Origin of the sequence: Rhodococcus sp. IEGM 1241 (genome assembly GCF_033142365.1) — a bacterium.
In the GTDB taxonomy this organism is placed as follows: Bacteria; Actinomycetota; Actinomycetes; order Mycobacteriales; family Mycobacteriaceae; genus Rhodococcus_F; species Rhodococcus_F erythropolis.
Genome location: NZ_JAWLSE010000005.1, coordinates 395,551 through 420,631 on the forward strand (window position 1 = coordinate 395,551; position 25,081 = coordinate 420,631).

At 63.9% G+C, this 25,081-nt stretch carries 22 protein-coding genes; 8 read left to right on the forward strand and 14 right to left on the reverse strand.

Translation table 11 applies throughout. The features are described from left to right. The first annotated feature begins 61 nt into the window (after positions 1–61). On the forward strand, positions 62–553 hold the full coding sequence (locus tag R4P70_RS23170; protein ID WP_019748429.1) for a hypothetical protein: 492 nt from the start codon (positions 62–64) through the stop codon (positions 551–553). Between the two features lie 180 nt (positions 554–733). Then, entirely contained in the window at positions 734–2,500 is a 1,767-nt protein-coding gene (locus tag R4P70_RS23175; RefSeq protein WP_317831980.1) for an enoyl-CoA hydratase-related protein, read from the forward strand. Here the strand turns inward: R4P70_RS23175 and R4P70_RS23180 are convergent. After that, positions 2,490–3,281, reverse strand: a complete 792-nt coding sequence (locus R4P70_RS23180; protein ID WP_042951890.1) for a hypothetical protein — start codon at positions 3,279–3,281, stop codon at positions 2,490–2,492. The two genes, R4P70_RS23175 and R4P70_RS23180, sit on opposite strands and share 11 nt — an antisense overlap. A 67-nt stretch (positions 3,282–3,348) precedes the next feature. On the opposite strand from R4P70_RS23180, the gene R4P70_RS23185 reads away from it, so the two are divergent. The 3 genes from R4P70_RS23185 to R4P70_RS23195 are packed head-to-tail and all read left to right on the forward strand — an operon-like array spanning position 3,349 to position 5,933. Beyond that, entirely contained in the window at positions 3,349–4,176 is an 828-nt protein-coding gene (locus R4P70_RS23185; protein WP_317831982.1) for a DUF3097 domain-containing protein, read from the forward strand. A gap of 42 nt (positions 4,177–4,218) precedes the next feature. Beyond that, positions 4,219–4,650, forward strand: coding sequence for an NfeD family protein (locus R4P70_RS23190; RefSeq protein WP_003944877.1), 432 nt, complete (start codon positions 4,219–4,221; stop codon positions 4,648–4,650). Further along, a complete protein-coding gene (locus tag R4P70_RS23195; protein ID WP_003944935.1) occupies positions 4,650–5,933 on the forward strand; it encodes an SPFH domain-containing protein in 1,284 nt (427 codons plus the stop codon). The genes R4P70_RS23190 and R4P70_RS23195 overlap by 1 nt, the downstream gene beginning before the upstream one ends. A gap of 36 nt (positions 5,934–5,969) precedes the next feature. Here R4P70_RS23195 and R4P70_RS23200 read toward each other — a convergent pair whose 3' ends face one another. From R4P70_RS23200 to R4P70_RS23210, 3 genes are read right to left on the reverse strand one after another with little or no spacing between them, the layout of a single operon-like run. Next, the gene (locus tag R4P70_RS23200) at positions 5,970–6,503 is read right to left on the reverse strand and encodes a hypothetical protein (RefSeq protein ID WP_003944797.1); all 534 of its coding nucleotides are present in this window, start codon (positions 6,501–6,503) and stop codon (positions 5,970–5,972) included. Between the two features lie 55 nt (positions 6,504–6,558). Then, positions 6,559–7,155, reverse strand: a complete 597-nt coding sequence (locus R4P70_RS23205) for a hypothetical protein (protein ID WP_003944858.1) — start codon at positions 7,153–7,155, stop codon at positions 6,559–6,561. Between the two features lie 31 nt (positions 7,156–7,186). Beyond that, a complete protein-coding gene (locus R4P70_RS23210) occupies positions 7,187–7,894 on the reverse strand; it encodes a TVP38/TMEM64 family protein (RefSeq protein WP_007727829.1) in 708 nt (235 codons plus the stop codon). Positions 7,895–8,317: 423 nt separating this feature from the next. On the opposite strand from R4P70_RS23210, the gene mutA reads away from it, so the two are divergent. From mutA to meaB, 3 genes are read left to right on the forward strand one after another with little or no spacing between them, the layout of a single operon-like run. Beyond that, positions 8,318–10,213 carry a methylmalonyl-CoA mutase small subunit gene (gene mutA, locus R4P70_RS23215; RefSeq protein WP_317831984.1) on the forward strand — a complete coding sequence of 632 codons (1,896 nt, stop codon included), beginning with the start codon at positions 8,318–8,320 and terminating at the stop codon, positions 10,211–10,213. After that, positions 10,210–12,462: a methylmalonyl-CoA mutase gene (gene scpA / locus R4P70_RS23220; protein ID WP_019748436.1), complete on the forward strand. Its 2,253-nt coding sequence runs from the start codon at positions 10,210–10,212 to the stop codon at positions 12,460–12,462. Before mutA ends, scpA begins: the two co-directional genes overlap by 4 nt. A 17-nt stretch (positions 12,463–12,479) precedes the next feature. After that, positions 12,480–13,472 (forward strand): methylmalonyl Co-A mutase-associated GTPase MeaB, encoded by a 993-nt coding sequence (gene meaB / locus R4P70_RS23225; RefSeq protein WP_003945003.1) that lies wholly within the window; start codon positions 12,480–12,482, stop codon positions 13,470–13,472. Between the two features lie 61 nt (positions 13,473–13,533). Here the strand turns inward: meaB and R4P70_RS23230 are convergent, their stop codons facing one another. The 10 genes from R4P70_RS23230 to R4P70_RS23275 all read right to left on the reverse strand — a co-directional run bounded on the left by R4P70_RS23230 (position 13,534) and on the right by R4P70_RS23275 (position 25,064). Further along, positions 13,534–14,481 (reverse strand): sulfite exporter TauE/SafE family protein, encoded by a 948-nt coding sequence (locus R4P70_RS23230; RefSeq protein WP_019748438.1) that lies wholly within the window; start codon positions 14,479–14,481, stop codon positions 13,534–13,536. A 230-nt stretch (positions 14,482–14,711) separates the two neighbouring features. Continuing rightward, entirely contained in the window at positions 14,712–15,746 is a 1,035-nt protein-coding gene (locus R4P70_RS23235) for a nucleoside hydrolase (protein ID WP_070386026.1), read from the reverse strand. Continuing rightward, on the reverse strand, positions 15,739–16,215 hold the full coding sequence (locus R4P70_RS23240; protein ID WP_019748441.1) for an OsmC family protein: 477 nt from the start codon (positions 16,213–16,215) through the stop codon (positions 15,739–15,741). Before R4P70_RS23240 ends, R4P70_RS23235 begins: the two co-directional genes overlap by 8 nt. A 31-nt stretch (positions 16,216–16,246) precedes the next feature. Beyond that, positions 16,247–17,560: a CoA transferase gene (locus tag R4P70_RS23245; protein ID WP_317831990.1), complete on the reverse strand. Its 1,314-nt coding sequence runs from the start codon at positions 17,558–17,560 to the stop codon at positions 16,247–16,249. Positions 17,561–17,578: 18 nt separating this feature from the next. Continuing rightward, positions 17,579–18,457, reverse strand: coding sequence for a hypothetical protein (locus R4P70_RS23250; protein ID WP_019748443.1), 879 nt, complete (start codon positions 18,455–18,457; stop codon positions 17,579–17,581). Between the two features lie 3 nt (positions 18,458–18,460). Further along, the gene (locus R4P70_RS23255; protein ID WP_060938562.1) at positions 18,461–19,549 is read right to left on the reverse strand and encodes a hemolysin family protein; all 1,089 of its coding nucleotides are present in this window, start codon (positions 19,547–19,549) and stop codon (positions 18,461–18,463) included. Then, positions 19,542–20,924 (reverse strand): hemolysin family protein, encoded by a 1,383-nt coding sequence (locus R4P70_RS23260; protein WP_019748444.1) that lies wholly within the window; start codon positions 20,922–20,924, stop codon positions 19,542–19,544. Before R4P70_RS23260 ends, R4P70_RS23255 begins: the two co-directional genes overlap by 8 nt. 311 nt (positions 20,925–21,235) lie before the next feature. After that, on the reverse strand, positions 21,236–22,672 hold the full coding sequence (locus tag R4P70_RS23265) for a GuaB1 family IMP dehydrogenase-related protein (RefSeq protein WP_020907756.1): 1,437 nt from the start codon (positions 22,670–22,672) through the stop codon (positions 21,236–21,238). A gap of 3 nt (positions 22,673–22,675) precedes the next feature. After that, positions 22,676–23,557 (reverse strand): DMT family transporter, encoded by an 882-nt coding sequence (locus tag R4P70_RS23270; RefSeq protein WP_020907757.1) that lies wholly within the window; start codon positions 23,555–23,557, stop codon positions 22,676–22,678. 4 nt (positions 23,558–23,561) lie between these two features. After that, on the reverse strand, positions 23,562–25,064 hold the full coding sequence (locus R4P70_RS23275) for a DEAD/DEAH box helicase (protein ID WP_003944962.1): 1,503 nt from the start codon (positions 25,062–25,064) through the stop codon (positions 23,562–23,564). Positions 25,065–25,081: the final 17 nt, after the last annotated feature.

The window sequence follows — 25,081 nt, forward strand, 5'->3', positions numbered from 1 at the left end:
CGAGGGCGGGATCCGGGTGTGTCCATGTGGAAACAGTGCAGCTTACGGCTATGTTCATTGCGTGGCCGAAGACCTCTATCACCGTTACGAATTCACATTCATCGTTCAGATGCTGACAGTCTCGCAAGAGCAGGCGATCGAAGAGAGCTTGGGCGGAAAGGTCGAGGACCGGCGTGGACTGCAGTTGCTGACGCTCACCTCGGAAGGTATGCGAGCGGCGACGACGGCTATCACCGTGGTCGACCAGTTGGTGGCTGCAGGCGTGCGTCCCCAGCGGACACATCCCGATTTGGTGTCACGTCAGGACATTGCCGACCGTGCGGGAGTGACGAGGCAGGCTGTCGGACAATGGGTGCGAGGGGTCCGGCAGGCGGCCACTCCCTTCCCGATTCCGTACAACTCGGTCGCCGGGGGGATCTGGTTCTGGGGCGATGTCCTGGATTGGTTGCGCCGTCAGGGGTACAGCCAGGACACCGGTTTGCGCTACCCGACGCTGGACGAACATATTCGCATCGACCGCCATATCGCGATCAATCACAAGACTGCGGGTTGACCGATCAATCGGTTTGCCTGAAAATAGCTATTGAAACAAACCGACGGTAGGTATAAAGTCCCTAAATACCTCAATCAATCTATCGGTGCGCGGTCCTGCTCTGGGGGGAGTTCGGTCTGCGCTGCAGATACCCGAGCATGCGAGCAGGAATCCATGGTTTCGACCCCCGAAGTTAGACCGATGCCCAAATCGGCCGCACTCACGACTTCTGTGGCTATTTCCAGCGCTGGAGCAACGACGAAGCTACGCGAAGATGCAACGGGCAGGGGTCGTCTGCGAGCGGCGACGGCGGCGCTGTTCCGGCGCTCACGCCCACGCGCGGCTTCCGCGCCACCGTTGAGCGTGCTTCTTCTCGTCACCTCCGACAATGGTCTCTCGCAGCGGGCTGGTCTTGTTCTTCGCGAGGCGGGGCACCGAGTCCGCACCGCCGTCGTCGCCGACGCGGACGCAGCGCTGGCCGCGACGTCTGCGGGAGATTTTGATCTCATCATCTGCCCGTTTCTGAAAGCCTATGTACCGGAATCTATTTGGCAGCGGTGGACAACGATCATCATCCATCCCGGCCCGCCCGGTGATCGCGGACCGTCGTCGCTGGACTGGGCGATAACGGATGGCGAACCGATCTGGGGAGTGACCGCGTTGCAGGCCGCCGAGGAACTCGATGCCGGAGCGGTGTGGGCGTGGCGGACATTCGAACTCCAGAGCGGTGCAACCAAATCTTCGGTATACAACGAGGCGGTCACCGACGCGGCGATGGAGTGCATTACGGAGGTCGTCGAACATTTCCGTACTCCTGACTTCCAGGCGATCCCATCGGACCGAGTTGCGCGGCCCGTGGCATCGGCCCGATCGAGGCCCAGCATGAAACAGGCCGATCGCGTTTTCAGCTGGGAGGAAGACGCGTCGAGCATCGTCCGCGCCGTCAACGCCGCCGACGGGTTTCCCGGCGTCGCCGTTCAGTTGGGGCTCGACCGGGTCTACGTCTACGACGCTCACCCCGATACCCACGTCGATGCAGCGCCCGGCACCATTGTCGAGTACTTCCACCAGGCGATACGTGTCGCCACCGGTGCGGGCTCCGTATGGATCGGACATGCGCGGCTCGTCGGCGCCGGCAATGTCAAACTTCCGTCGACCGCGGTCGTACGTCCGGACGTGTTCGTTCCACAGGTCTGGGAGAGTCGTTACCCCGAGACCGACTATCACCGCGACGGCGAAATCGGATATCTCTCGTTCCGCTTCTACAACGGTGCGATGAGTACGAAGCAATGCGCCCGACTGGCCGCCAGGCTCCGCTGGGCGATCGCGCAGGACACCAAGATCCTTGTCCTGACGGGTGACTACGACAGATTCAGCAACGGTATCCACCTCAACGTCATCGAGGCCGCGTCTGATCAAGCCGGAGAAGCGTGGGCCAACATCAAAGCCATCAACGAGATCGCGAAAGCGATCGTCACCTGTACGGAACAGGTTGTGGTGGCGGCATTCACAGGCAACGCCGGTGCCGGCGGGGTCATGCTTCCGCTTGGAGCCGACGTAGTCGTGGCCAGGGACGGTGTGGTTCTCAATCCTCATTACGCCACGATGGGCCTGTTCGGCTCGGAACTGCACACGTACACACTTCCGGCTCGGGTCGGCGGCCAGCAGGCCCGCAGCCTGCTGGCCGAGTGCAGTGCGATCGGTATCCGTCGAGCCTTGGACATCGGACTTGTCGACGCGATCGGCCCCAGACGGCCGGATCTGTTCGAGGCGTGGTTGCACGAGGTCGCCACCGACTTGCTCGAAGGAGATCGGATGGAATCGATGCTGGAGCGCAAACGTCTTCGACTGGAACGTGATCCGGTGGAGCCCTACGAGGAGCGTGAGCTCGAAGAGATGAAGATCGACATGTTCGGTGACCGCAACGGGTTTGCCGAGAAACGCCGGAACTTCGTGCTCAAGCTCTGATCGACACGCTGTTCGCCGACGCGACACGGGCAGTGCGAACGACGTCCCACAGTCGTCGCAGCAGGTCGTCACGCCTCTGCGCAGTGGACACGCTCGGGGCCTGATTGGTCGAGACCGACGCAGCGACGGTAAGAATGGCTGCCACGTTGTCGGCGGTGTCGATCACCTGTAGATGCCGAGGTGACAGTGTCGACGGCCAGCGGTACCCGGCCTGGGCCTGCAGCGCTTCGGCGACCAGCGTACGAGCGTCGCCCCCAGGCATTCCGGTGGCTACGGCCGGAAGCCCGCCGAGCACCTCCGCTGCGTCCCGAACAGCCTGGCGCAGTTCGTATTCGGCTTCACGGAGTCCGATCGATTCGGCACTGCCCGCCACGGTGGGAATGGAGAAAACCGTCCACCGCAAGACGTCCGGACCTTCCTTCGACGGCACGAGGCCGACTCCCGGCTTCCCGACGGCGCCGATCTGTATCCCTTCACCCGTTGCGATCGCAGCGCGCGCGAACTCGGTGCCAGTGGGCAGGCCACGTACATCGCCGGCCGTAGGAAGAACCAGGCGGACTTCAGCAGCCTCCGAGCGGGCGATTCTCAACAGGGTGGACACACCCGAAGCCGTGACTCCCGGCCACTCGAGATCGTGACGGACCGCGGTTTCCGCATCGGCGGCGCCGATCAGGTGCATCGGCGCCCACGCGGCAAGGGCGTCGATGACGTCGTCCGGCGCAGCGTCGCCGGCGAGCCATGACGCTGCCCACACGGTGAGGGTTGCGCTGGGAGAACTCATGACCGTGAAGTTTAGTTCGGCGTGGCGACATGCGCGGCCCCGGCGTTGTGACCTAGCGTGATCCGGCGTGAGCGGTGGCAACGGATACGGTGACATTTTTGCGGGTCATACCCGCAAACAGAAGCGCGTGACGCCTGAAGTGGTGGCCGAACGTGATCTTGTCGTCGAGGATGCGGCGACAGGATTCTGCGGTGCGGTAGTCGGTTTCGAGCGCACGTACGACGGCGATTTCGTGCGACTCGAGGACGGGCGTTCCCGGACGCGGTTGTTCGCGATGCGCGAGGCGGCCTTCCTCATCGACGGCTCACCGGTCACCCTCGTTCGCCCGGCCCCCAAGCCCGCGTCCACCAAACCCGCACGATCGGCTTCGGGTTCGACCCGAGTCGAAGGCTTACGTGCACGCACGGCACTGCCCAGCCGGATCTGGGTGGAGGGAGTACACGATGCTGCCCTCGTCGAGCGGGTGTGGGGCCATGACCTTCGCGTCGAAGGTGTTGTCGTCGAACATCTCGAAGGGCTCGACAATCTGGGGGAGCGGCTTGCCGAATTCGGGCCGGGCCCCGGCCGCCGTGTCGGTGTCCTCGTCGACCACCTGGTCACCGGTTCCAAGGAAACCCAACTGACTCAGGGCCTCGGCCCGAACGTGTTGGTGACCGGACACCCGTACATCGACGTGTGGGAGGCCGTTCGTCCCAAATCTGTCGGAATCGCCTCCTGGCCGAAGATTCCACGCGGCGAGGATTGGAAGACGGGAATCTGCCGCGAACTGGGCTGGGGGACACCTCAGGAGGGCTGGCGGCGGGTCTACAACTCGGTCGAGAGCTTCCGCGATCTGGAAGCTCCCTTGATCGGTGCCGTCGAACAACTTGTCGATTTCGTTACCGAGCCGAACTGACGTAGCGGCGGCCTGGGTCACACATTCTGGTTAGATGGTGTTGTGGCTGCACTTATTTGGCTGATCGGAGCACTGGTGCTCGCCGGGGCCGAAGCGCTGGTGGGGGATTTCTTCCTGCTGATGCTCGCCGGTGGGGCGCTCGCTACTGCCGGTGTCAGTGCTGTCACCGACTTCCCGGTGTGGGTCGACGCCGTCATGTTCGGAGTGTTCTCCGCCGCCCTCGTCCTGGGTGTGCGACCGATCATGTTGCGTCGCTTCGGTAGTCCGCCACCGACCCCGACCGGAATTCAGGCACTCGAAGGTAAGCACGCTCTGGTTCTGGAAGAAGTGGGCGAGCATTCCGGGCAGGTCAAGTTGGACGGCGAGGTGTGGACTGCCAGGCCGTACGACACCACCGAGGTGTACCCGCCGGGCACCAAGGTGACGGTGATGGAAATCAACGGCGCAACAGCAGTCGTCTGGAGGGGACCTTAATGGCAGCACTCATAGTGCTCGGTGTGTTGGTGCTATTCGTGATCTTGGTGGTCGCGAAGTCGGTAGCACTGGTACCGCAGGCAGAAGCCGCGGTGATCGAGCGGCTCGGTAGGTATTCGAAGACGGTGTCCGGTCAGCTCACATTCTTGATCCCGTTCGCCGATCGTGTGCGCGCCAAGGTGGATCTTCGTGAGCGGGTGGTCTCCTTCCCACCGCAACCGGTGATCACCCAGGACAACCTGACACTGTCCATCGACACGGTGGTGTACTTCCAGGTCACCAATCCGCAAGCTGCGGTGTACGAGATCAGCAACTACATCGCTGCCGTCGAGCAGTTGACAACCACGACGCTGCGAAACGTCGTCGGCGGAATGACCCTCGAAGAGACTCTGACCTCGCGTGATTCCATCAATGGTCAGCTTCGTGGTGTCCTCGACGAGGCGACCGGCCGCTGGGGCCTGCGAGTGGCCCGCGTCGAGCTCAAGAGCATCGATCCTCCGCCCTCCATTCAGGAGTCGATGGAAAAGCAGATGAAGGCGGACCGCGAGAAGCGCGCGATGATTCTGACGGCTGAAGGCCACCGCGAATCCGCTATCAAGACAGCCGAGGGTGCCAAGCAGAGCCAGATTCTTTCCGCCGAGGGCAACAAGCAGGCCTCGATCCTCAACGCCGAGGGTGAGCGTCAGTCCCAGATTCTTCGGGCCCAAGGTGACCGCGCGGCCAAGTACTTGCAGGCCCAAGGCGAGGCCAAGGCCATCGAGAAGGTCTTTGCTGCTATCAAGTCCGGTAAGCCGACTCCGGAATTGCTTGCATACCAGTATCTTCAGACGTTGCCGCAGATGGCGCAAGGCGATGCGAACAAGGTGTGGCTCGTGCCGAGCGACTTCGGTGACGCACTGAAGGGATTTGCGAAAACGCTTGGCGCGCAGGGGCAGGACGGTGTCTTCCGTTACGAGCCGCCGGCCGCCGAAGAGAATCTTCCCAACCCTGAGGACGATTCAGCTGAGGTGGCGGAGTGGTTCGAAACGAAATCCGATCCGGCTATCGCAGAAGCAGTCCGTGCTGCTGAAGTTGCTGCACGTACTCCCGTCGAAGATCCGGCAGCTGCGGTCAGGCACCTCCGTGAAAGTGCGCCCGAGCAGCCCGGATTCGTAGATCCCGCGCTGCCGCAGCAGAGTGAAAATCCTTGGCCCGGTCAGCTACCGCTGCCGTCCGAACGCGAAGAATTCCAGCAGAAGTACCCGTACCAGGATCAGCCGCCGGAGGGCGGCCAGCGCCGGTAGGCGCCTCTCGTAGTAATCGGGACGGGCACTCGTCACCTACGTGATGAGTGCCCGTCCCGTTCCGCATACTGCGATCGCCCAGAGGACGCTGACGAAGGTTCCCATGATGAACTGCTCGGACGCGTGAGGTTCGCGAAGTTCCGGGTACCGTGCGAGCCCCTTGACTGCCAAGACGATCGCGATCCCCTCCGGCCAGGTTGCGAGAATCGACGCCGCCACCGCGAGCCGTTCGAGGATGCCGATCACACGTCCGCCGCGAAGAGGTCCGGCGTCCGGTGCCGGGCTCCCGTCCGGTTGGCGACGAGCGATCTTGAAGGTGGCAAGTACCAACGGTGCACCGGCCGTGGCGGCGGCAAGTACGCACAGAACAAGCGTCGCCCCGAGAGCGAAACCGGTGACCGGGGTCGTTCGGGTCGATGCCAGTGCGGCAACACCCAGTGCCGGAAGAGCCACCACGGACGACGCCCATTCGGGGACTTCCAGTCGACCACGACTGAGCGGTCCCAGTGCCGCTGCAACTGCTGGTGCCGCGGCGGCGACGGCGAGCGCGATCAACGCCAGAACGACCATGTATTCGAGCCCCCTGCTGTGTCGACGAGTTTGTACCGGTGCGAGCGTGAGCAGTCTAGGGCTGGAGTCTGACCAAAAGTCGTTCTGCGAGTCTGCGCCCCGCGAGTTCTGCGTGCCACCCGGCTGTCAGGAGTCGCTTGGACATGGCCTGTTTGGTGATTCCGAGGTGGGCCGCCGCGCTGACCTGAGTGAGTCCGCTGTCCATCAGAGCGATGGCTTCGCGTCCGTCCTTCGTCTGTCTCGTGACAATCGTTCCGAGCAAGGTGAACGCGGCATCGACATCGGCGGCGAGTTCGTCGCGTGAGCTGTCGGCCGGCGCCTGTTCGACGGCAATTCTGGCCGGAGCTCGCTTGGCTCGCTCGACGGCGATCCGAGCAGCTTCGAATGCCGGCCCGCGTCCGGCCCGGGTCTGCCGTGGGAGAGGCTGCTCGACGGGACCGATCCCGATCCCGACACTCCAGTGCTCGCGCCGAATCAGCTCGAGTGCGACGAGGACGAGTAGCGCCGGATCGTCGGTCACCGCTTGAATCTCGTCGCCCGCCGTGCGCTCGAACGGCCGCAGGAGCCTGCGATCGGCCATGTCGTCGATGATGTCCCCGACGCGGTCGACATCGCGTCGGCTACCTCGCTGATCCACTGTCAGTACGAACATTAGTCAATGCTAGATAGTTGACTGTCAATAGTCAATCGTTTTGGGTTGACTCAATCAAATCAACCTCTTGAGGTTGACCGTTGTCAACGATGGTTTCGCCCGGTGAAGGCTGACGGCGAGCGTCGAACACCAGACCGGCGATGCCGATCGCAATGCAGATCCCGGACAGAATCAGGAGACGAGGATCGGCTTCGCCGGAGAGCGCATCGCCCAGAACGACAATCCCAACAGTGCCGGGCAAGATGCCGACGACGGTGGCAAGGATGTAGGGCACGATCCGGATCGACGAAATGCCGCAGCAGTAGTTCACCACCGAGAAGGGGACAAACGCGATCAAGCGCAGAGAGCCGACGGCCAGCCACCCCCGCTTTTCGATCCGCTCGTCCACCCGCCGGATCGTCGGACTCGAAATCCGTTGCCACACGACGTCACGGCCGATGGCGCGGACCAGGTAGAGGGCCAGAACGGCGCTCACAGTCGTTGCCGCCACGGTAAGGGCGATGCCGGTCACCGAGCCGAAAAGAACCCCCGCACTGAGGGTGAAGACGGTGCGCGGGAACGGCGCGACGGTGACTATCGAATGAACCAGGAAGAACACGAGGGGAAACGCCGGGCCAACCGAGTCTGCCCACTCTCGCACCTGGGACACCGTGGGATGTGGGGCGAGGAGGGCTGCGAGGAACAAAGCGAGCACTACCAGGACTATTGCGATCAATCTTCGGTCCAGCAGGCGTCCCATCACAGGTCACAAGGCTACCTGTGAACGGTGAACCGGGCCGACTGCCGACCCGCAATCGTGAGTCGAACATCGCCACGGGGGCGGGAAAGCGACGTGCTCCAGGCGACAATGAAACGGTGCTGTGACGAAAACCACTAGGCTTTCGGAGTGGCCTTCACCTGTAGTCCCGGCCAGTGAAACGAACTCGCGGGTAACCCGTAAACATGCTGAACAATCGCTAGGTAAGGGCCGGTCACACGTGCACGAACGACCGAATCTGCACGTCGTCTGACCGGTCGGAAAGTGGCCGCGAACAGCCCTGTGAAGAACATGACGTGATCCTCACGATATCTGGGCTCAACCGCGGGTTAGCATCACAGAACTAACGAACAAATCCGATTATCGGTAAAGCGCTCACGCAAAAAATGAGAGGGAGCGGACACAGTGTCATTAGCTTCAGAAGCCGAGGCTGTCGAGCAGGCGTACGCGGAGTGGCAGCGCTCCGTAGCCGGTGTGCTCGCCAAGTCCCGCAGAGTCGATGCGGCAGAGCTGGGCCCCGAGCCACAGAAACTGCTCGAAACCGTCACCTACGACGGTGTCACTGTCGCACCGCTCTACAGCCCACGCGACGAGCGTCCCGAGCAGAGCTTGCCGGGCACGTTTCCGTACGTGCGTGGCGTCGACGCTCACCGTGATGTCAATGCCGGTTGGTTGGTTTCCGCTGCATTCGGAACCGCTTCGGCGGCCGAGACTAATCGCGCCATCCTGGACGCCCTCGAAAACGGAGTCAGCGCACTCTGGTTGAAGGTGGGCGCCGACGGCGTTCCGGTCACCGACCTCGCCGCTGCGCTCGAGGGCGTTCTTCTCGACCTCGCACCGCTCACGCTCGACGCAGACGCCGAGGTAAACGATGCAGCCCGCGCACTCTTCTCTCTCCTCGATGATCGCGGTGAAGCCGGCGACGGCGTCAGTGATCGCAGCAGTATCCGAGTTCACCTCGGTGCAGCGCCGCTGACCAGTTCGTTCTCCGGCGCAGCCGACGTCGAATTTGCAGGCGCCGTCGAGTTGGCCGCTCTCGCTGCAGCTCGCGCGGAAACCGTGCACGCGATCACCGTCGACGGCACGGCCTTCCACAACGCGGGTGCCGGCGACGCCGAGGAACTCGGAGCCGCGATTGCCGCCGGACTCGAATACCTCCGCGCACTCACCGCAGAGAGCGGTCTGACCATCGGTGCGGCGTTGTCGCAGTTGGCTTTCCGCTACTCGGCAACCGACGATCAGTTCCAGACCATCGCGAAGTTCCGCGCCGCACGTCTCGTGTGGGCCCGCATCGCTCAGGTCTGTGGAGCTTCCGACTTCGGTGGAGCGCCGCAGCACGCAGTCACTTCCGCCGCGATGATGGCTCAGCGTGATCCCTGGGTGAACATGCTGCGCACGACCCTCGCCGCATTCGGCGCCGGCGTCGGCGGAGCAGATGCAGTGACAGTTCTTCCGTTCGACGTCGCCCTGGCCGACGGCACCCTTGGTGTCAGCAAGTCCTTCTCCTCGCGCATCGCGCGCAACACGCAGTTGCTTCTCCTCGAGGAGTCGCACCTGGGCCGCGTGCTCGATCCGTCGGCGGGCTCCTGGTACGTCGAGGACCTGACGCAGCAGATCGCCGCCACCGCGTGGGAGTTCTTCCAGGAAATCGAAGCAGCCGGCGGATATCTGGCGGCACTCGAAGCGGGAATCGTCTCCGGTCGCATCGCTGCCACGAAGGCCAAGCGTGACTCCGACATCGCACACCGTAAGACCACGGTCACCGGTGTCAACGAGTTCCCGAACCTCGGCGAAACGCCGCTGTCCGCCGAAGCCGTCGAGCCCGGCCAGTCCGTCGCCCGCTACGCAGCTGCATTCGAAGCGCTTCGTGACCGTTCGGACGCGTTCCTCGCCGCCGGCGGCGCCCGTCCCACTGCGCTTCTCGCGCCGCTGGGCTCGGTTGCAGAACACAACGTGCGCACCACGTTTGCGTCCAACCTGCTCGCTTCGGGTGGTATCGACGCAGTCAACCCCGGCCCCCTCGAGGTAGGCGCAGAAGCCATCTCCGCAGCCGTCAAGGCTTCCGGTGCCACCGTCGCGGTGCTGTGCGGCACGGACAAGCGCTACGGCGAGAGCGCCGCAGCGGCCGTCGCCGAACTTCGCGCTGCCGGCATCACCAAGGTGCTGCTCGCAGGACCGGAAAAGGCAGTCGCCGACGCGACCGGCGATTCTCGCCCGGACGGATTCCTCACAGCCCGCATCGACGCAGTGTCGGCTCTGACCGAACTGCTCGACTTCATCGAGACGGGAAGCTCCAAGTGACGACACGAGAGGTCAAGCACGTGATCGGCAGTTTCGCCGAGGTCCCACTCGAGGACCCGCAGTCTCCGGCACCCACACCGCCGTCGGTCGAGCAGGCACAGGCGCTCATCGAAGAGGGCGCAAACGCCAACAACTACGCCGCCGAGCAGGTTGTCTGGTCCACCCCGGAAGGCATCGACGTCAAGCCGGTGTACACCGGTGCGGACCGCACGGCCGCCGCCGAGTCCGGTTACCCGCTCGACAGCTTCCCTGGCGCAGCGCCGTTCCTGCGTGGTCCGTACCCGACCATGTACGTGAACCAGCCGTGGACCATTCGCCAGTACGCCGGATTCTCCACTGCCGCGGAGTCGAATGCGTTCTATCGTCGTAACCTCGCGGCCGGTCAGAAGGGCCTCTCGGTTGCCTTCGACCTCGCTACACACCGCGGCTACGACTCCGATCATCCTCGCGTTGCGGGTGACGTCGGAATGGCCGGTGTCGCAATCGATTCCATCCTCGACATGCGTCAGCTCTTCGACGGAATCGACCTCTCGCAGGTGTCGGTCTCGATGACGATGAACGGCGCTGTGCTCCCGATTCTCGCGCTGTACGTCGCCGCGGCAGGCGAGCAAGGCGTCACCCCGGACAAGCTGGCCGGAACGATCCAGAACGACATCCTCAAAGAGTTCATGGTTCGTAACACCTACATCTATCCGCCCAAGCCCTCGATGCGGATCATCTCGGACATCTTCGCGTACTCCAGCGCGGAAATGCCGAAGTACAACTCCATCTCCATCTCGGGTTACCACATCCAGGAAGCCGGAGCGACGGCCGATCTGGAACTGGCGTACACCCTTGCGGACGGCGTCGAGTACATCCGCGCCGGCCTCGACGCCGGTATGGACATCGACAAGTTCGCACCGCGCCTGTCCTTCTTCTGGGCCATCGGCATGAACTTCTTCATGGAGGTCGCCAAGCTCCGCGCCGGACGCCTCCTGTGGGCCGAGCTTGTTGCGAAGTTCGATCCCAAGAGCGCGAAGTCGCTCTCGCTGCGTACCCACTCGCAGACCTCGGGCTGGTCTCTGACCGCGCAGGACGTCTTCAACAACGTTCCGCGTACCTGCGTCGAAGCCATGGCTGCCACCCAGGGCCACACTCAGTCGCTGCACACCAACGCACTCGACGAGGCCATCGCACTGCCGACGGACTTCTCCGCCCGCATCGCCCGTAACACCCAGTTGCTGCTGCAGCAGGAATCCGGCACCGTGCGTCCCATCGACCCGTGGGGCGGCTCGTACTACGTCGAGTGGCTCACCAACGAACTCGCCAACCGGGCTCGTAAGCACATCGAAGAGGTCGAGGAAGCCGGCGGAATGGCTCAGGCCATCAACGAAGGCATCCCGAAGCTGCGCATCGAGGAAGCTGCCGCCCGCACCCAGGCACGCATCGACTCCGGTCGGCAGCCGCTCGTCGGCGTCAACAAGTACGTTCCCGACGAGGTCGACACCATCGAAGTTCTCAAGGTCGAGAACTCCAAGGTCCGCAAGGAACAGCTCGAGAAGCTGGTTCGCCTTCGCGCAGAACGTGATCCGGAAGCCGTCGAGGCCGCACTCGCGAACCTCACCCGCGCTGCCGCATCCACCGAAGGCGGCATGGAGAACAACCTCCTCGCCCTCGCTGTTGTCGCCGCCCGTGCGATGGCTACCGTCGGCGAGATTTCCGACGCCCTCGAAAAGGTGTACGGACGCCACCAGGCCGAGATCCGCACCATCAGTGGTGTGTACCGCGACGAGGCAGGAACGGTGAGCAACATCAGCAAGGCGATGGAACTGGTCGAGAAGTTCGCCGAGGACGAGGGACGTCGTCCCCGCATCCTCGTCGCGAAGATGGGCCAGGACGGTCACGACCGTGGCCAGAAGGTCATCTCCACGGCCTTCGCGGACATCGGATTCGACGTCGACGTCGGACCCCTGTTCCAGACTCCCGAAGAGGTCGCCAATCAGGCGGCCGACAACGACGTCCACGTAGTCGGTGTGTCGTCGTTGGCAGCCGGTCACCTCACCTTGGTGCCGGCGCTGCGGGAGGCTCTGGCTGCGGCCGGTCGTCCCGACATCATGATCGTCGTCGGCGGCGTCATTCCGCCCGGTGACTTCGACGAACTCTACGAGGCCGGCGCTGCTGCCATCTTCCCGCCCGGAACCGTCATCGCCGACGCTGCCAGCGGATTGTTGGAGAAGCTCTCCGCCCAACTGGGTCACGACCACAGCTGAGAAGGGGGTCACTGAAGATGGCACGTCAGCCCATCGACATTGATTCCCTCGCCGAGGCGGTACGCGGAAATCAGCGTGCCGGCCTCGCTCGGGCGATCACCCTCGTCGAGTCCACTCGCGACGACCACCGGGCACTTGCGCAGCAGCTTCTACTGAAGTTGCTGCCCGAGGCCGGGGGAGCGCACCGGATCGGCATCACCGGCGTTCCCGGCGTCGGCAAGTCGACCTTCATCGACGCGCTCGGAATGTACTTGCTGGGCAAGGGGCATCGGGTTGCGGTGTTGGCGGTCGATCCGTCGTCCACCCGCACCGGCGGCTCGATTCTCGGCGACAAGACACGCATGGCTCGGCTCACCGTCGAACCGAATGCGTACATCCGGCCGTCACCGACGTCCGGCACGCTCGGTGGTGTTGCCAAGGCAACCCGCGAGACCATCGTGCTTCTCGAAGCTGCCGGTTTCGACGTCATCCTGGTGGAGACGGTGGGTGTCGGCCAGTCCGAAGTCACTGTTGCCAACATGGTGGACTGCTTTACGTTCCTGACCCTCGCTCGTACCGGTGATCAGCTCCAGGGCATCAAGAAGGGTGTCCTCGAGCTCGCAGATCTGGTGGCGGTCAACAAGGCCGATGGCAAGCATGAGCGCGAGGCAAAGGGTGCTGCCCGCGAATTGGCGGGAGCGCTTCGCCTGATCTACCCGCACGACGCCATCTGGAAGCCGCCCGTCATCACGATGAGCGGCCTCGAGGGTGTCGGGCTGGACGAGTTCTGGGGAACTGTCACCAAGCACCGTGAGGTGCTCACCGAAGCAGGACAGTTCGAGGAGAAGCGTCGCAAGCAACAGGTCGATTGGACCTGGACGATGGTCAACGATCAGCTGCTACGCAGGCTCTCGAGCAACGATCGGGTGCGTGCGATCCGGGCCGACGTCGAGCAGAGCGTGCGTGACGGTTCGCTGACAGCAGCGTTGGCGGCGGGGCGAATTCTCGACGCGTTCGACGGAAGCAACTAGGGCGAAAAAACAAAATCCCGGGTATCCGAGCGCGGATACCCGGGATTTCTTCTGTGACGAGTTATCGTTCGCGTTTGACCGCAGGCTCGGTGAGTTCGTTCTCGACAGCGAGTTCGACTCCCGTGAAATCGCCTTCTGCCTCGGCCGGGGTGAGCGTGGACCGCTTCCACGCGTAGAACAGCAGCGCTGCCCACGCGCCGAGAATGGCCAGGTAGCCGGCCACTGTGACGGCCCCGGTGATGTCGAAGGATTTGAACAGCTTCTGTGCGTTGGTCAACACGATGACGCCGCCCACCGCCGTTCCGAGCAAGGTGGCAGGTACGCGGCTGACCAGCCACGCCGCGAACGGGGCAGCGATGACACCGCCGAGCGCGAGACCGGCGACAACGAGGAGGTTTCCCGCCGACTCACGACCCAATCCGACAAGGAATCCCAACGACGCGGCTGACGCGACCAGAAACTCCGAGGCGCTGACCGAGCCGATCACGGTGCGCGGCGCGGTCTTGCCACGCGAGAGCAGCGTGCTGGTGGTGATCGGACCCCAACCACCACCGCCGGATGCATCGATGAAACCACCGAACAGGCCGAGTGGGGACAGGAAACGTGCAGTGTGCGGGGTGGTGCGAGCGTCCGCGACGGCCGGTGGGCGGACCGAGAAGCGAAGTGCCACATAGATACCGATGGCCAGCAGGATCGTCGCCGTGATGGGGACTGCCGCTTCGGTGGACAGACCCGATAGCACGGTTGCGCCGATGAATGCACCGACTGCGCCGGGCACACCGAGCTTGGCGACGAGCTTCCAGTCGATGTTCTTGAACTTCCAATGCGACACACCCGAAGCGAGGGTGGTGCCGACCTCGGCCAGGTGAACAGCGGCGCTGGCCTGAGCCGGACCGAGGCCACCGATCATCAACAGAGTGGTTGCGGTGACACCGAAGGCCATACCGAGGGCGCCGTCGACGAGCTGGGCGCCGACGCCGACAAGGGTGAACAAAAGAAGGTTGAACATGAGAAGACAGACTCCGAGCGAAGAAGCGACAAAGTCAGGGGTGCAGGCAGCGAGAATCGCCGCTCAGCAACACGCCTGATCGAAGCATGCGCTACGACGAGTGGGCCAGAACGCCATCAATCCGAGCGCAAATGCCGGGGAGGCATCGTGGCTGGAAATCTGCACGTCAGGTCCTTTGTTCTCGTTCGTTGGTGTTCTGTCCATGCGAGCATAGCCGGTGCCCGGCTCGGTCAACCCACGACGCGGGCGTAATTTCCCACTCGGTGGACAAGTCGATCGAAGAATTCCGCCGGATCGGTGCCGACCGCGATATCCGCGTTGGGCTCACGCTTCCAGTGCCCGACCCAGTCCGCGACCGTCGTTCCGATCAGCAGTGGACTCTCGGTTTCGACATCTACCGTTGCCGGCTTCAGTGTCGCCAAGCTCGGATCGAGCGCGACGGCAGCAGCAAAGGGATCATGCATGTGAGCAAGAAAGCCCTGGTCGTATTCACGATGGAATTCCATGTAGAACCGGATCGCGTCGGACATATGCCTGATCACGCTGTTGGACGCGGAACTGCGGACGTCGGGGCCGTCGTCAGGCGAGATGATCTCTTCCGGAGTGCTCCCGGCAGCTTCGGCGAGCCGACGCACATGTTCGGGGAACATCTCGATGGATTCGGTGACGTTGAGGCCGCAGATGATCGGGCGCCGGTGCGCGGGTACGACGGAGAACGCGTCGAACACCTCCTTGGCGGCGTGCGGATCCACCGAGACGTTCCACTCCGCGGTCGGCGTCGTGTTGCCCGGATAGTTGAACGACCCACCCATCACGACCAGTCGCTTCAGCAGAGACGGCAGATCGGGTTCACGTCTGATCGCCAGCGCAAGGTTGGTGAGCGGCCCCGTCACCAATCCGGTGAGTTGTCCGGGGTACTCACGCACGAGATCCACCCAGAGGTCGGTGGCCGTTCTGACCGAGCGCTTGCGACCCGAATCGGGGAGGACGGCATGGCCGATCCCTTGCGGACCGTGAGTCTCCTCGGTGGTGCGCAACGGGATGACCAGTGGCTCGCGGGCGCCGAGTGCAACCTCGATGTCCGGGGCGCCGCAGAGCGCAAGCCAGTTCAAGTTGTTGGCCGCGACCTGTTCCACCGGAACGTTGCCGGCGGTGCTCGCAATCCCCAGAATCTCGGCTTCGGGGCTGGCAAGGAGATAGAGAAGCGCCAACGAGTCGTCGATGCCGGTGTCGACGTCGACGATGAGCTTGTGCGTATCACTCATCGGTGGCCACCAGGATCGTCGGTGAATGCAGGACAGGGAAGTTGACCGACCGAGCGATGAAGCACTTCGTGTGTGCGGGGCCGTGAAGCTCCTCGGCCTTCTCGACCATCGACGCCTCCGCGACCAATACCGTCGGATTCAACGTCACTTCGATGAACTGGCCGCCGCCATCGGATTCCTCGATCATGCTGCCGACCGGCTGATCGCTGTAGTCGAGAACGACGACCCCAGCGGCAGCTGCCAGACCGAGGTACCAAAGCATGTGGCATTGGGCGAGGGAGGCAACGAGCAGTTCCTCGGGGTTCCATCGCTGCGCGTCACCGCGGAACGAGGGATCGGAGCTGCCGAGAAGTTCCGGCTTTCCGACCGCGGATATTGCATGATTGCGCGAATATCCCTGCGTGCTGGACGTTCCGGTTCCCAGATCGCCCGTCCACTGAAGGTCGAGTGTGTAGGTATGTGACTTCACAGGTCCATCTTGCCCTGAATGTGCCGGTCCCTCAGTGTGCCCACTCCGCGCGATCCGATCCCCACGGATGGGCTGGTTCGGGGTAGTCCTCGAACTCTGCCAGCGCGGGTCGTGCGGTGGTCACGTCGGCATGGTTGACAACAACATTCAGGCCGGGAGCGGTCGGTAGACCGGGATGGACGGTTCGGCCGGGTGCGTCGAGAAGACGGGCGCCGGTGCTGGCCAATGACACGTCGACATCGCGGCCACGGCCGTCCTGCGAGCGCAGCATCAACGCGTCGAGGATCCCAGCTGCCAAGAAGTATCCGGTGGAGTGGTCGAGGGCCTGCGCTGGAAGTGCGCCCGGTTTCTCGTCGCCCTCGAGGAACGAGATACCGGATGCGGCCTGCACGATGCTGTCGAAGCCGCGGCGATTCGCCCACGGACCTTCCCATCCCCATGCGCTGACGCGCCCGTGAATCAGGTGGGCGGGAAGATCCTGCCCGATGAGTGCTTCGAGTGCGCCCGGACGGTAGCCGGTGACCAGTACGTCTGCGGTGTCGAGGAGTTCGCGGAATGCTGCCGCTTCCGCCGAGGACTTCAGGTCGAGAAGCGCCGACCGCTTGCCCTGGCCACTGTCGAGGTGCTGCCATCCGATCTCGGGGATCGCCGGAGGGTCGATCCGCAGAACGTCAGCGCCGACCAGCGCGAGGGCACGGGTCGCGACCGGGCCGGCGATGACGCGGGTCAGGTCGAGAACACGTGGGCGCGTCGGATGCGTGCGAGGTTTTCCCTCGTCGCGTACTCGGATGGATACCAGAGGCTCAGACCTCGCAGCTGCGCACTGCTCACTCAGGCGCCACTCGGTCTCGGTACGAACACGGACCGCGATGGCGCCGATCTCGGCGGCCTGCTGCTCGATCTCGATGGCGCTGAGTTCGGATATCCGTTGCGCCACTGCATCTTTAGGTGATCCATGGTCGAGCTCGAGGATGGCGAGCAGGCGGTCGCGATGGTGTGGATAGTTGCCGTGCGTGCGGACCCAACCGTCGCGGGCGGCAAAGAACCCGGAGTATTCGGAGAATCCGTTGATCGGTTCGCCGCCGATCCGGAACAGTCGATCGCTCGAGAAGGACGCGGCGATGCGCTCGGGATCGAGGGTCCAGTGTCCGTCGCCCGGGCCGGTTGACCGATGAATTGCCGAGGCGAAGGCCGCGACTGAGCCTGCAGCGAGGTCGAACACCGGCAAGTGCGCCGCAAGGAAGCCCGCCGAGTCCGGGCATTCGATGTGGCCGCGTCGGTCGTCGGTGTGCACCCCGACGTCACGTTGGTATTCGTCGAGATAGAACCCGTACCCGTGATCCATAAGGCGCCTTTCGGCAGTTCAGTGGCCGAGAAGCTCCCGGCACTTCTCTGCCAGCGTATCGCGGAGCGGCGCAGCACGATCCGCCAACTGTTGTTGCTGACGCACGTATTCGGCGCGGCCCGCGGGAGTTTCGATACGAATGGGGGAGTACCCGTACTCGGCGAGGTCGTATGGGCTCGCGCGCATGTCGAGTTCACGGGCCAGGAGCGCGTGTTCGAAGCACCGCATCACCAGATCGGAATCCACGAGTGGCAACAACTTGAAGCTCCACTTGTACAGATCCATACCGGCGTGCAGGCAGCCCGGCTGTTCGTGATCGATCTGAGTTTCGCGTGCAAGCGGGAGCGAGTTCTTGGGGGCCGCGTCCGGTGTGAAGAACCGGAACGCGTCGTAGTGCGTGCATTTGAGTGGCAGGGATTCGACGACCGCGTCGGTACCGGCGAACCCGAGCCGCAGCGGCACTGACTGGTGACGGATCGCGTCCTCGCCGCCGCGATAGACCATCGCCCATTCGTGGAGGCCGAAACAGCCCAGCACAGCGGGCCGCGCAGACGTCTGATTCAACAGATTCCACACGAATTCGACTGTGTGACGCCGACGCTCCAGCACGGCGGCCTCGACCGTCGCGGTACCCGATTCGTCGACGCGGTAGCCGGAGAAGGCTGCGTATTCGCCGGCGTTCTCGAGTGCGACTCCGTACCCGGGGTGCCAGCGGCGCAGTTGCGCGGGCTTGAAGTTGTAGTACGTGAAGAGGAAGTCGTGCACCGGGTGAGAGATACCGGCGCTACGACGCGCTCGGTGCGGCTCGACGAGCTTTTCCACCTCCTCGAGGTGAAGTGCCCGCCGAGCCGTCCACTCGCTCTGCGCGAGTGCGAGTGAATGCACCGAACGTGTCATCGATCAGCTGTTTCTTTGTCCGGGAACAGCATCCGTGCCGCGGTGCGTGCCGTCGCGAACCGTTCCGACGTACTCCTCGAGCAGATCCTCGAGCGCGACGATACCGATCACGACTCCGTCGGCGTCCGTGACTGCTCCGAGGTGCGAGCTGGCCCGACGAAGGCCGGCCAACGCTTCGGCCAGCGGCGTGCTGAGCGGAACGATGGGCAACGGGCGGATATCCGATGTCGGAACGACGGTGTCCGGCCCGGCAGCTTCGTCGAGCACCTCGTCGAGCACATCCTTGAGGTGCACGTACCCGGCCAGCGATCCATCGCTCGCTCGGACCGGGTAACGCGAGTATCCGGTCTCGATGACCGCACGCTCGATCTCACCCAGTGTTGTTCCCGACGGCGTGAGGGGAATGGTCCGCACCTTGTCGAGAGTGATCAGGACCTCGGAGACGGTGCGATCTGTCGATTCGAGTGCCTGCTTCAACCGCCGGTGTTCTTCGGCGTCGATCAGACCCTCGGATCGCGATTCACCGATCATCGCGGACAACTCCACCGCCGAGACAGTGACGTCGAGTTCGTCCTTGGGCTCGACGCGCAGGAGCTTGAGCACTCCGTTGGCGCACAAGTTGTAGAACGCGATGATCGGCCGAGCGATCTTGATGAACGCCAGATGCACGGGAACGAGCAGCATGGCCGTCTTCTCGGGGCCCGCCAACGCGATGTTCTTGGGCACCATTTCGCCGAGGAGGATATGCAGCACGACGACCAGCGAGAGCGCGATCGCAAACGAAATCGGGTGCAGCAATCCGTCGGGAAGGCCGACGGCTTCCATCGGCACCTCGAGGAGATGCGCAATGGCGGGCTCGGCGACCTTACCGAGGAGGATCGAGCAGATCGTGATGCCCAGCTGAGCTGCCGCAAGCATCAGCGAGAGGTTCTCACCGGCCTTGATGACCGTGAGTGCCCGCTTCTTACCCTGCGCGACAAGTGCCTCGAGGCGGTCGCGTCGTGCGGAGATCAGCGCGAACTCCGCACCGACGAAGAATGCGTTACCGGCGAGCAGCACGGCGGTGAGGAGTACACCGAAGAGGTTATTCATCGTCGGACTCCTTCGTGTCGTCGTCTGCGGATTCGGGTTCGACATGTGCCGGTACCGGCGTGATGGTCACTCGGTCGATACGACGGCCGTCCATACTGGTCACTCGGGCGATCCACTTGCCGCGGGAATCACCGGACGAGTCGACGTCGGGCAATTCCACTTCGTCACCCTCGTCGGGGATTCGGCCCAGTTCGGTGAGCACCAGACCGCCGAGCGTGTCGTAGTCGCCTTCGGGCGCGGTGTATCCGGTTGCCGAGGTGACCTCGTCGATGCGCAGGAGACCGGAGCATGACCAGCCGTCGCCGACGCGCTGTACGTCGAGTTCGGGTTCGTCGTGTTCGTCGCGCACATCACCGACGATTTCCTCGATGAGGTCTTCCATCGTGACGATGCCGGCTGTTCCGCCGTATTCGTCGACGACAAGCGCGACCTGCATGCCGTCGGAGCGGATCCGCTCCATGACGGTGTCTCCGTCCAGGCTCGACGGCACGACGGGAACACGTTGAGCCAGACTGTCGACGCGCGTCGTGCGCCTGCGCTCGGCCGGAACGGTGAACGCGTGTTTGATGTGTACGACGCCGACTGTGTCGTCGAGATCGCCGCGAACGACGGGGAAGCGCGAGTAGCCAGTTCGCGACGCCGTCACGATCAGGTCTGCGACGGTGTCCGAGAGTTCCAGCGATTCGATCTTCACTCGCGGAGTCATCAGCTCTTCTGCGGTGCGGTCACCGAACTGCAGCGAACGGTCGACGAGCATCGCCGTGCCCTTGTCGATGGACCCGCGCTGCGCGGACGTCCGCACGAGGGACCCGAGTTCCTGCGGTGATCGCGCCGAGCGCAATTCTTCCGCGGGTTCGATGCCCAGGCGTCGCACGATCCAGTTGGCGGTTCCGTTGAGGCCGTTGATGGCCCACCGGAAGATCAGCGAGAAGCCCGCTTGCAGGCCCGCAGTCGCGCGGGCGGTGGGCATCGGCTTGGAGATTGCGAGGTTCTTCGGTACGAGCTCACCGAAGATCATGGAGAACGAGGTCGCAATCACGAGCGCCAGGATCAAAGACGTTGTCGAGGCAGCGGATTCGCTGAGCCCGACGGCCTTCGTGACCGGTGTGATGAACCGTGCCAGAACGGGCTCGGCCAGGTAACCGGTGATCAGGGTTGTGATCGTGATGCCCAGCTGAGCACCGGAGAGCTGGAACGAGAGAGTCTTGTGCGCGTGTTGAACCTGCCGCGAGCGTCGGTCGCCGCCACGAGCAGCTTCGTCGACGGTGCTGCGTTCGAGCGCGGTCAGTGAGAATTCGGCCGCCACGAAGAGGGCGGTGCCTGCAGTCAGCGCGATGAAGCCGACCAGGCTGAGAATGGTGAAAACGATGTCCATGTGTCATCGCCACCTGAGGTGTGCACGGGGGCCGCCGGGTTTGTCTCCCGGCTCGCTAGAGGAGCCCTCCGAACCAGCGGAATCAGACGATTCCTCGGATAAAACGACGGGTGTAGCGCCGGGTAAGTGTGTGGGTGCCTCGGGCACCGGGTTCCTCTCGTCGGAGCCGAGTATTTCTCGGCTGTAGCGGGCTCGGTCGGGTCGCCGATGGGCACCCGACCGAGTTTTGTTTCCTGTTTACGGATCCAATGATACCGGCGGGTGCCCGGGAGTAGGGACCCGAGCACCCGCCGACTGTCATAAAACGTGGTTCACCAACCAGACGGAAGCGGCCGTCCTTCGGCGAATCCGGCGGCGGACTGCACTCCCAGAACTGCCTTCTCGTGCAGCTCCTCGAGTGAGCGCGCACCCGCGTACGTGCAGGTACTGCGTACGCCGGAACAGATCTGATCGATCAGGTCCTCGACTCCGGGACGCTCGGGATCGAGACGCATCCGCGAACTGGAGATGCCTTCCTCGAACAATCCCTTACGGGCGCGATCGAAAGCCGTTTCGGTGGCGGTGCGAGCGGCAACAGCGCGCTTGGAGGCCATACCGAAGCTCTCCTTGTACGCATTGCCCGCCTGATCGACTTTGAGATCGCCGGGGGACTCGTACGTGCCGGCGAACCACGAGCCGATCATGACGTTCGACGCGCCCGCCGCGAGGGCGAGTGCAACGTCGCGAGGGTGGCGAACGCCGCCGTCGGCCCAGACGTGCTTGCCGAGCTCACGTGCTGCTGCAGCACATTCCGCGACGGCCGAGAACTGCGGGCGTCCGACGCCGGTCATCATGCGAGTCGTGCACATGGCTCCGGGCCCGACGCCGACCTTGACGATGTCCGCGCCTGCGGCGATCAGATCGCGGGTTCCCTGTGCGGACACCACGTTGCCTGCAACCAACGGGACGCCGAGGTCGAGCGCCTTGAGGGTGGTGAGCGCATCGATCATTCTCTGCTGGTGACCGTGAGCCGTGTCCACGACGATCACGTCGGCACCGGCGTCGACGAGTGCCTTGGCCTTGGCGCCCACGTCGCCGTTCACACCGACCGCAGCAGCGACCCGGAGTGCGCCGCGATCGTCGACTGCGGGGTCGTAGATGCCGGCACGAATCGCGCCGGTGCGAGTGAGGACGCCGGCGAGGGTTCCGTCCTCGTTGACGATGACGGCCAACGGATCGTGCTTGGTTTCGAGCAGTTCGAAGACCTCACGCGGTGTGGCGGTGACCGGGGCGGTGACGAAGTCGGTGATCGCGACGGTACGTAGGCGAGTGAACCGATCGACATCCGCGCAGGCAGCCTCGGTGACGACACCGAGAGGCTTGCCGTCCTCGACCACTACGACTGCGCCGTGTGCACGCTTGGGTAGCAGCGCCAGCGCATCGGAGACGGCGTCGTCCGGACTCAGCGTGACCGGCGTATCAGCGACGAGGTGGCGGCTCTTGACGAACGCCACGGTCTCGGCGACAGCGTCAGTGGGGACGTCCTGCGGAATGATGACCAGTCCGCCGCGGCGGGCGACAGTCTCCGCCATGCGGCGGCCGGCGACTGCGGTCATATTGGCGACGACGACGGGAATGGTCGTTCCGGATCCGTCGGAAGAATTGAGATCGACGTCGAACCGAGAGGTGACCTCGGTCCGGTTAGGGACGAGGAAGACGTCGTCGTAGGTCAGGTCGTATGGGGGGCGTTGCCCTTCGAGGAACTGCACGTTTCACGAGCCTACCGTCGATTCCGCCGTAGCGCCCTCGGTATCGCGCGCTTGTGAGCGGGAGAGGGCGATCGTGGTCATGATCATGACGGCGACGGCGCACCCGATGAGAGCAATTCCGGGACCGTCGACGCGGAGGCGTTCGTCGAGAACCGTCATCCCCAGGAAGATGGCCGCGATCGGCTCGCCGATCGTCAGGGCGGGTAGCGACGCCGACAGGGGCCCGACCTGGAATGCGCGCTGTTGGAGGTAGACCCCGATTGCGCCCGAGGCGATCAGCGCCCACGTCTGCCATGCCGAAATCACCCCGACGACGCCGTGTCCGAGTAGGTCGGTGACGTACTTGGTGAATGCGACGGCCACGCCGTAGAAGATTCCGGCCGCAGAGCCGAGAAGCAGAGCGCGCCAGCCACCGTCGAGTTTGGACAAGCCGCCGATAGTTGCGACCACGGCCACTGCGACCGTGATCGTCAGTGGCACAGCCCAATCCGACCACGGAGCGTTGCTGTCTCCCTCGGTGGGATCGCCGACGACGAGGAAGATCGCCAAGGAAATCGCGAGCATGATCGCCAATGACCACGCAGAACGGGTGATGCGAATTCCAGAGAACCTGGCCGAAAGTGGCAGCGCGAACAGCAGCGAGGTCACGATCAGCGGCTGCACCACCAACACCGAACCCAACGACAGTGCAACGGCCTGCATGACGTAACCGCCGCCGTCACCGATCAGCCCGGCCCACCACCGAGGACTGCGAATCAACGACGCCACCAACGCCTCGCCCTCCGGAACCGCAGACGCGGCGCGCTGCTGAGCGACGGAGGCACACGCGAAGAGAAGCGCGGCGACGAGTGCGCAGAGAACAGAGATCAGTGGAAGATCGCCCATTCCCTCAGTGTGCGCGCTTGCCCGCCCGATTTCCGGCAGACGGCTTTCCTGCGCCGGGTGCGCCGCGACGCGGGGTCAAGCCCTTGGACGCCAGACGCTCCGAACGGGTCGGGACCGGAGTGCCGTCCGCACGGATCTTCTTCACACTCTTCGGATCGGTGACGCGCCGCGAGGAAGCCGCGCGCTTGTCGCCGTCCTTCTTCATCCGGCCTCCGGCAGCGGTCCGGCCTGCAGTGTCGTGTTCCTGACGGCCGCGCTTGGCGGTGTGCTTGACGGCGACCGTCGTATCGGGAGCTTCGACCGGTATTCCCGTCGGCTCCATCGCGCCGGTGATGCGCGTGAGCTCCAGATCGTCAGGACGAACCCGCACGCCGTGAACCTTGATACCTGCCTGCTTGGTCAACTTCTCGACCGAATCACGTTCTTCGTCGGTGACGATGGTGACGACGACGCCTGATTCCCCGGCGCGTGCCGTCCGGCCGGCCCGGTGCAGGTAGTCCTTCGCCTCCGCCGGGGGATCGACGTGAACGACCAGCGTCACGTCGTCGACATGGATTCCGCGCGCGGCGACATCGGTGGCGACCAGGACCGGTGTCGTCCCGTCGGAGAACGACGCGAGGGTCTTGGTCCGGTTGTTCTGCGTCTTGCCGCCGTGCAGGGCGCCGGCCGAGACACCGATCAAATGCAGTTGCTGCGCAAGACGATCCACTCCGTGCTTGGTCTTGACGAACATGATGGTCCGTCCCGCCCGTGAAGCGATATGTGCGACAACGGATCTCTTGTCGTCGCGGTCGACGAAGAGCAGGTGATGCTCCATGGTCGAGACCGTGGCAACCGGGGGAGCAGTCGAGTGCGACGCCGGATTGCGCAGGTAACCCGCGACCAGATCGTCGACCTTGCCGTCGAGTGTTGCCGAGAAGAGAAGGCGCTGACCGTCTTTCGGTGTCGTGTCGAGAATCTTCGCAACCTCGTCGATGAAACCCATGTCTGCCATGTGGTCGGCTTCGTCGATGGTCGTGATCACGACGTCGTCGAGAATCACCGACTTCTGCTCGAGTAGGTCGAGTAGGCGCCCTGGGGTCGCGATCAGGAGATCGACGCCGCGGGCAAGGATGTCGGCCTGACGCTTGATCGGAACGCCACCGACCGCATTTGCCACACGCAAACCGATCTCGGTAGCAGCGTCGTCGAGTGCCTTGTGGATCTGGATCGCCAGCTCACGGGTGGGAGCGAGCACCAAACCGCGCGGACGATTCCGCTTGCTCGCCCCGCCCTTGAGGCGCACCAGCATCGGAAGCCCGAAGGCCAGAGTCTTTCCGGAACCCGTCGCGCCGCGCCCGAGGACATCGCGGCCGGCAAGGACATCGGGGATGGTTGCCGACTGAATGGGGAAGGGGGCATCGATGCCGCTTCGGCGCAACGCGTGCACCATCACGGCGGGGATTCCGAGGTCGACGAACGAACGCCCTTCGGTCGAGGTGGGCGAGTCGATCGTCGATTCCTGCATTTGTCCAGGCTACCGGG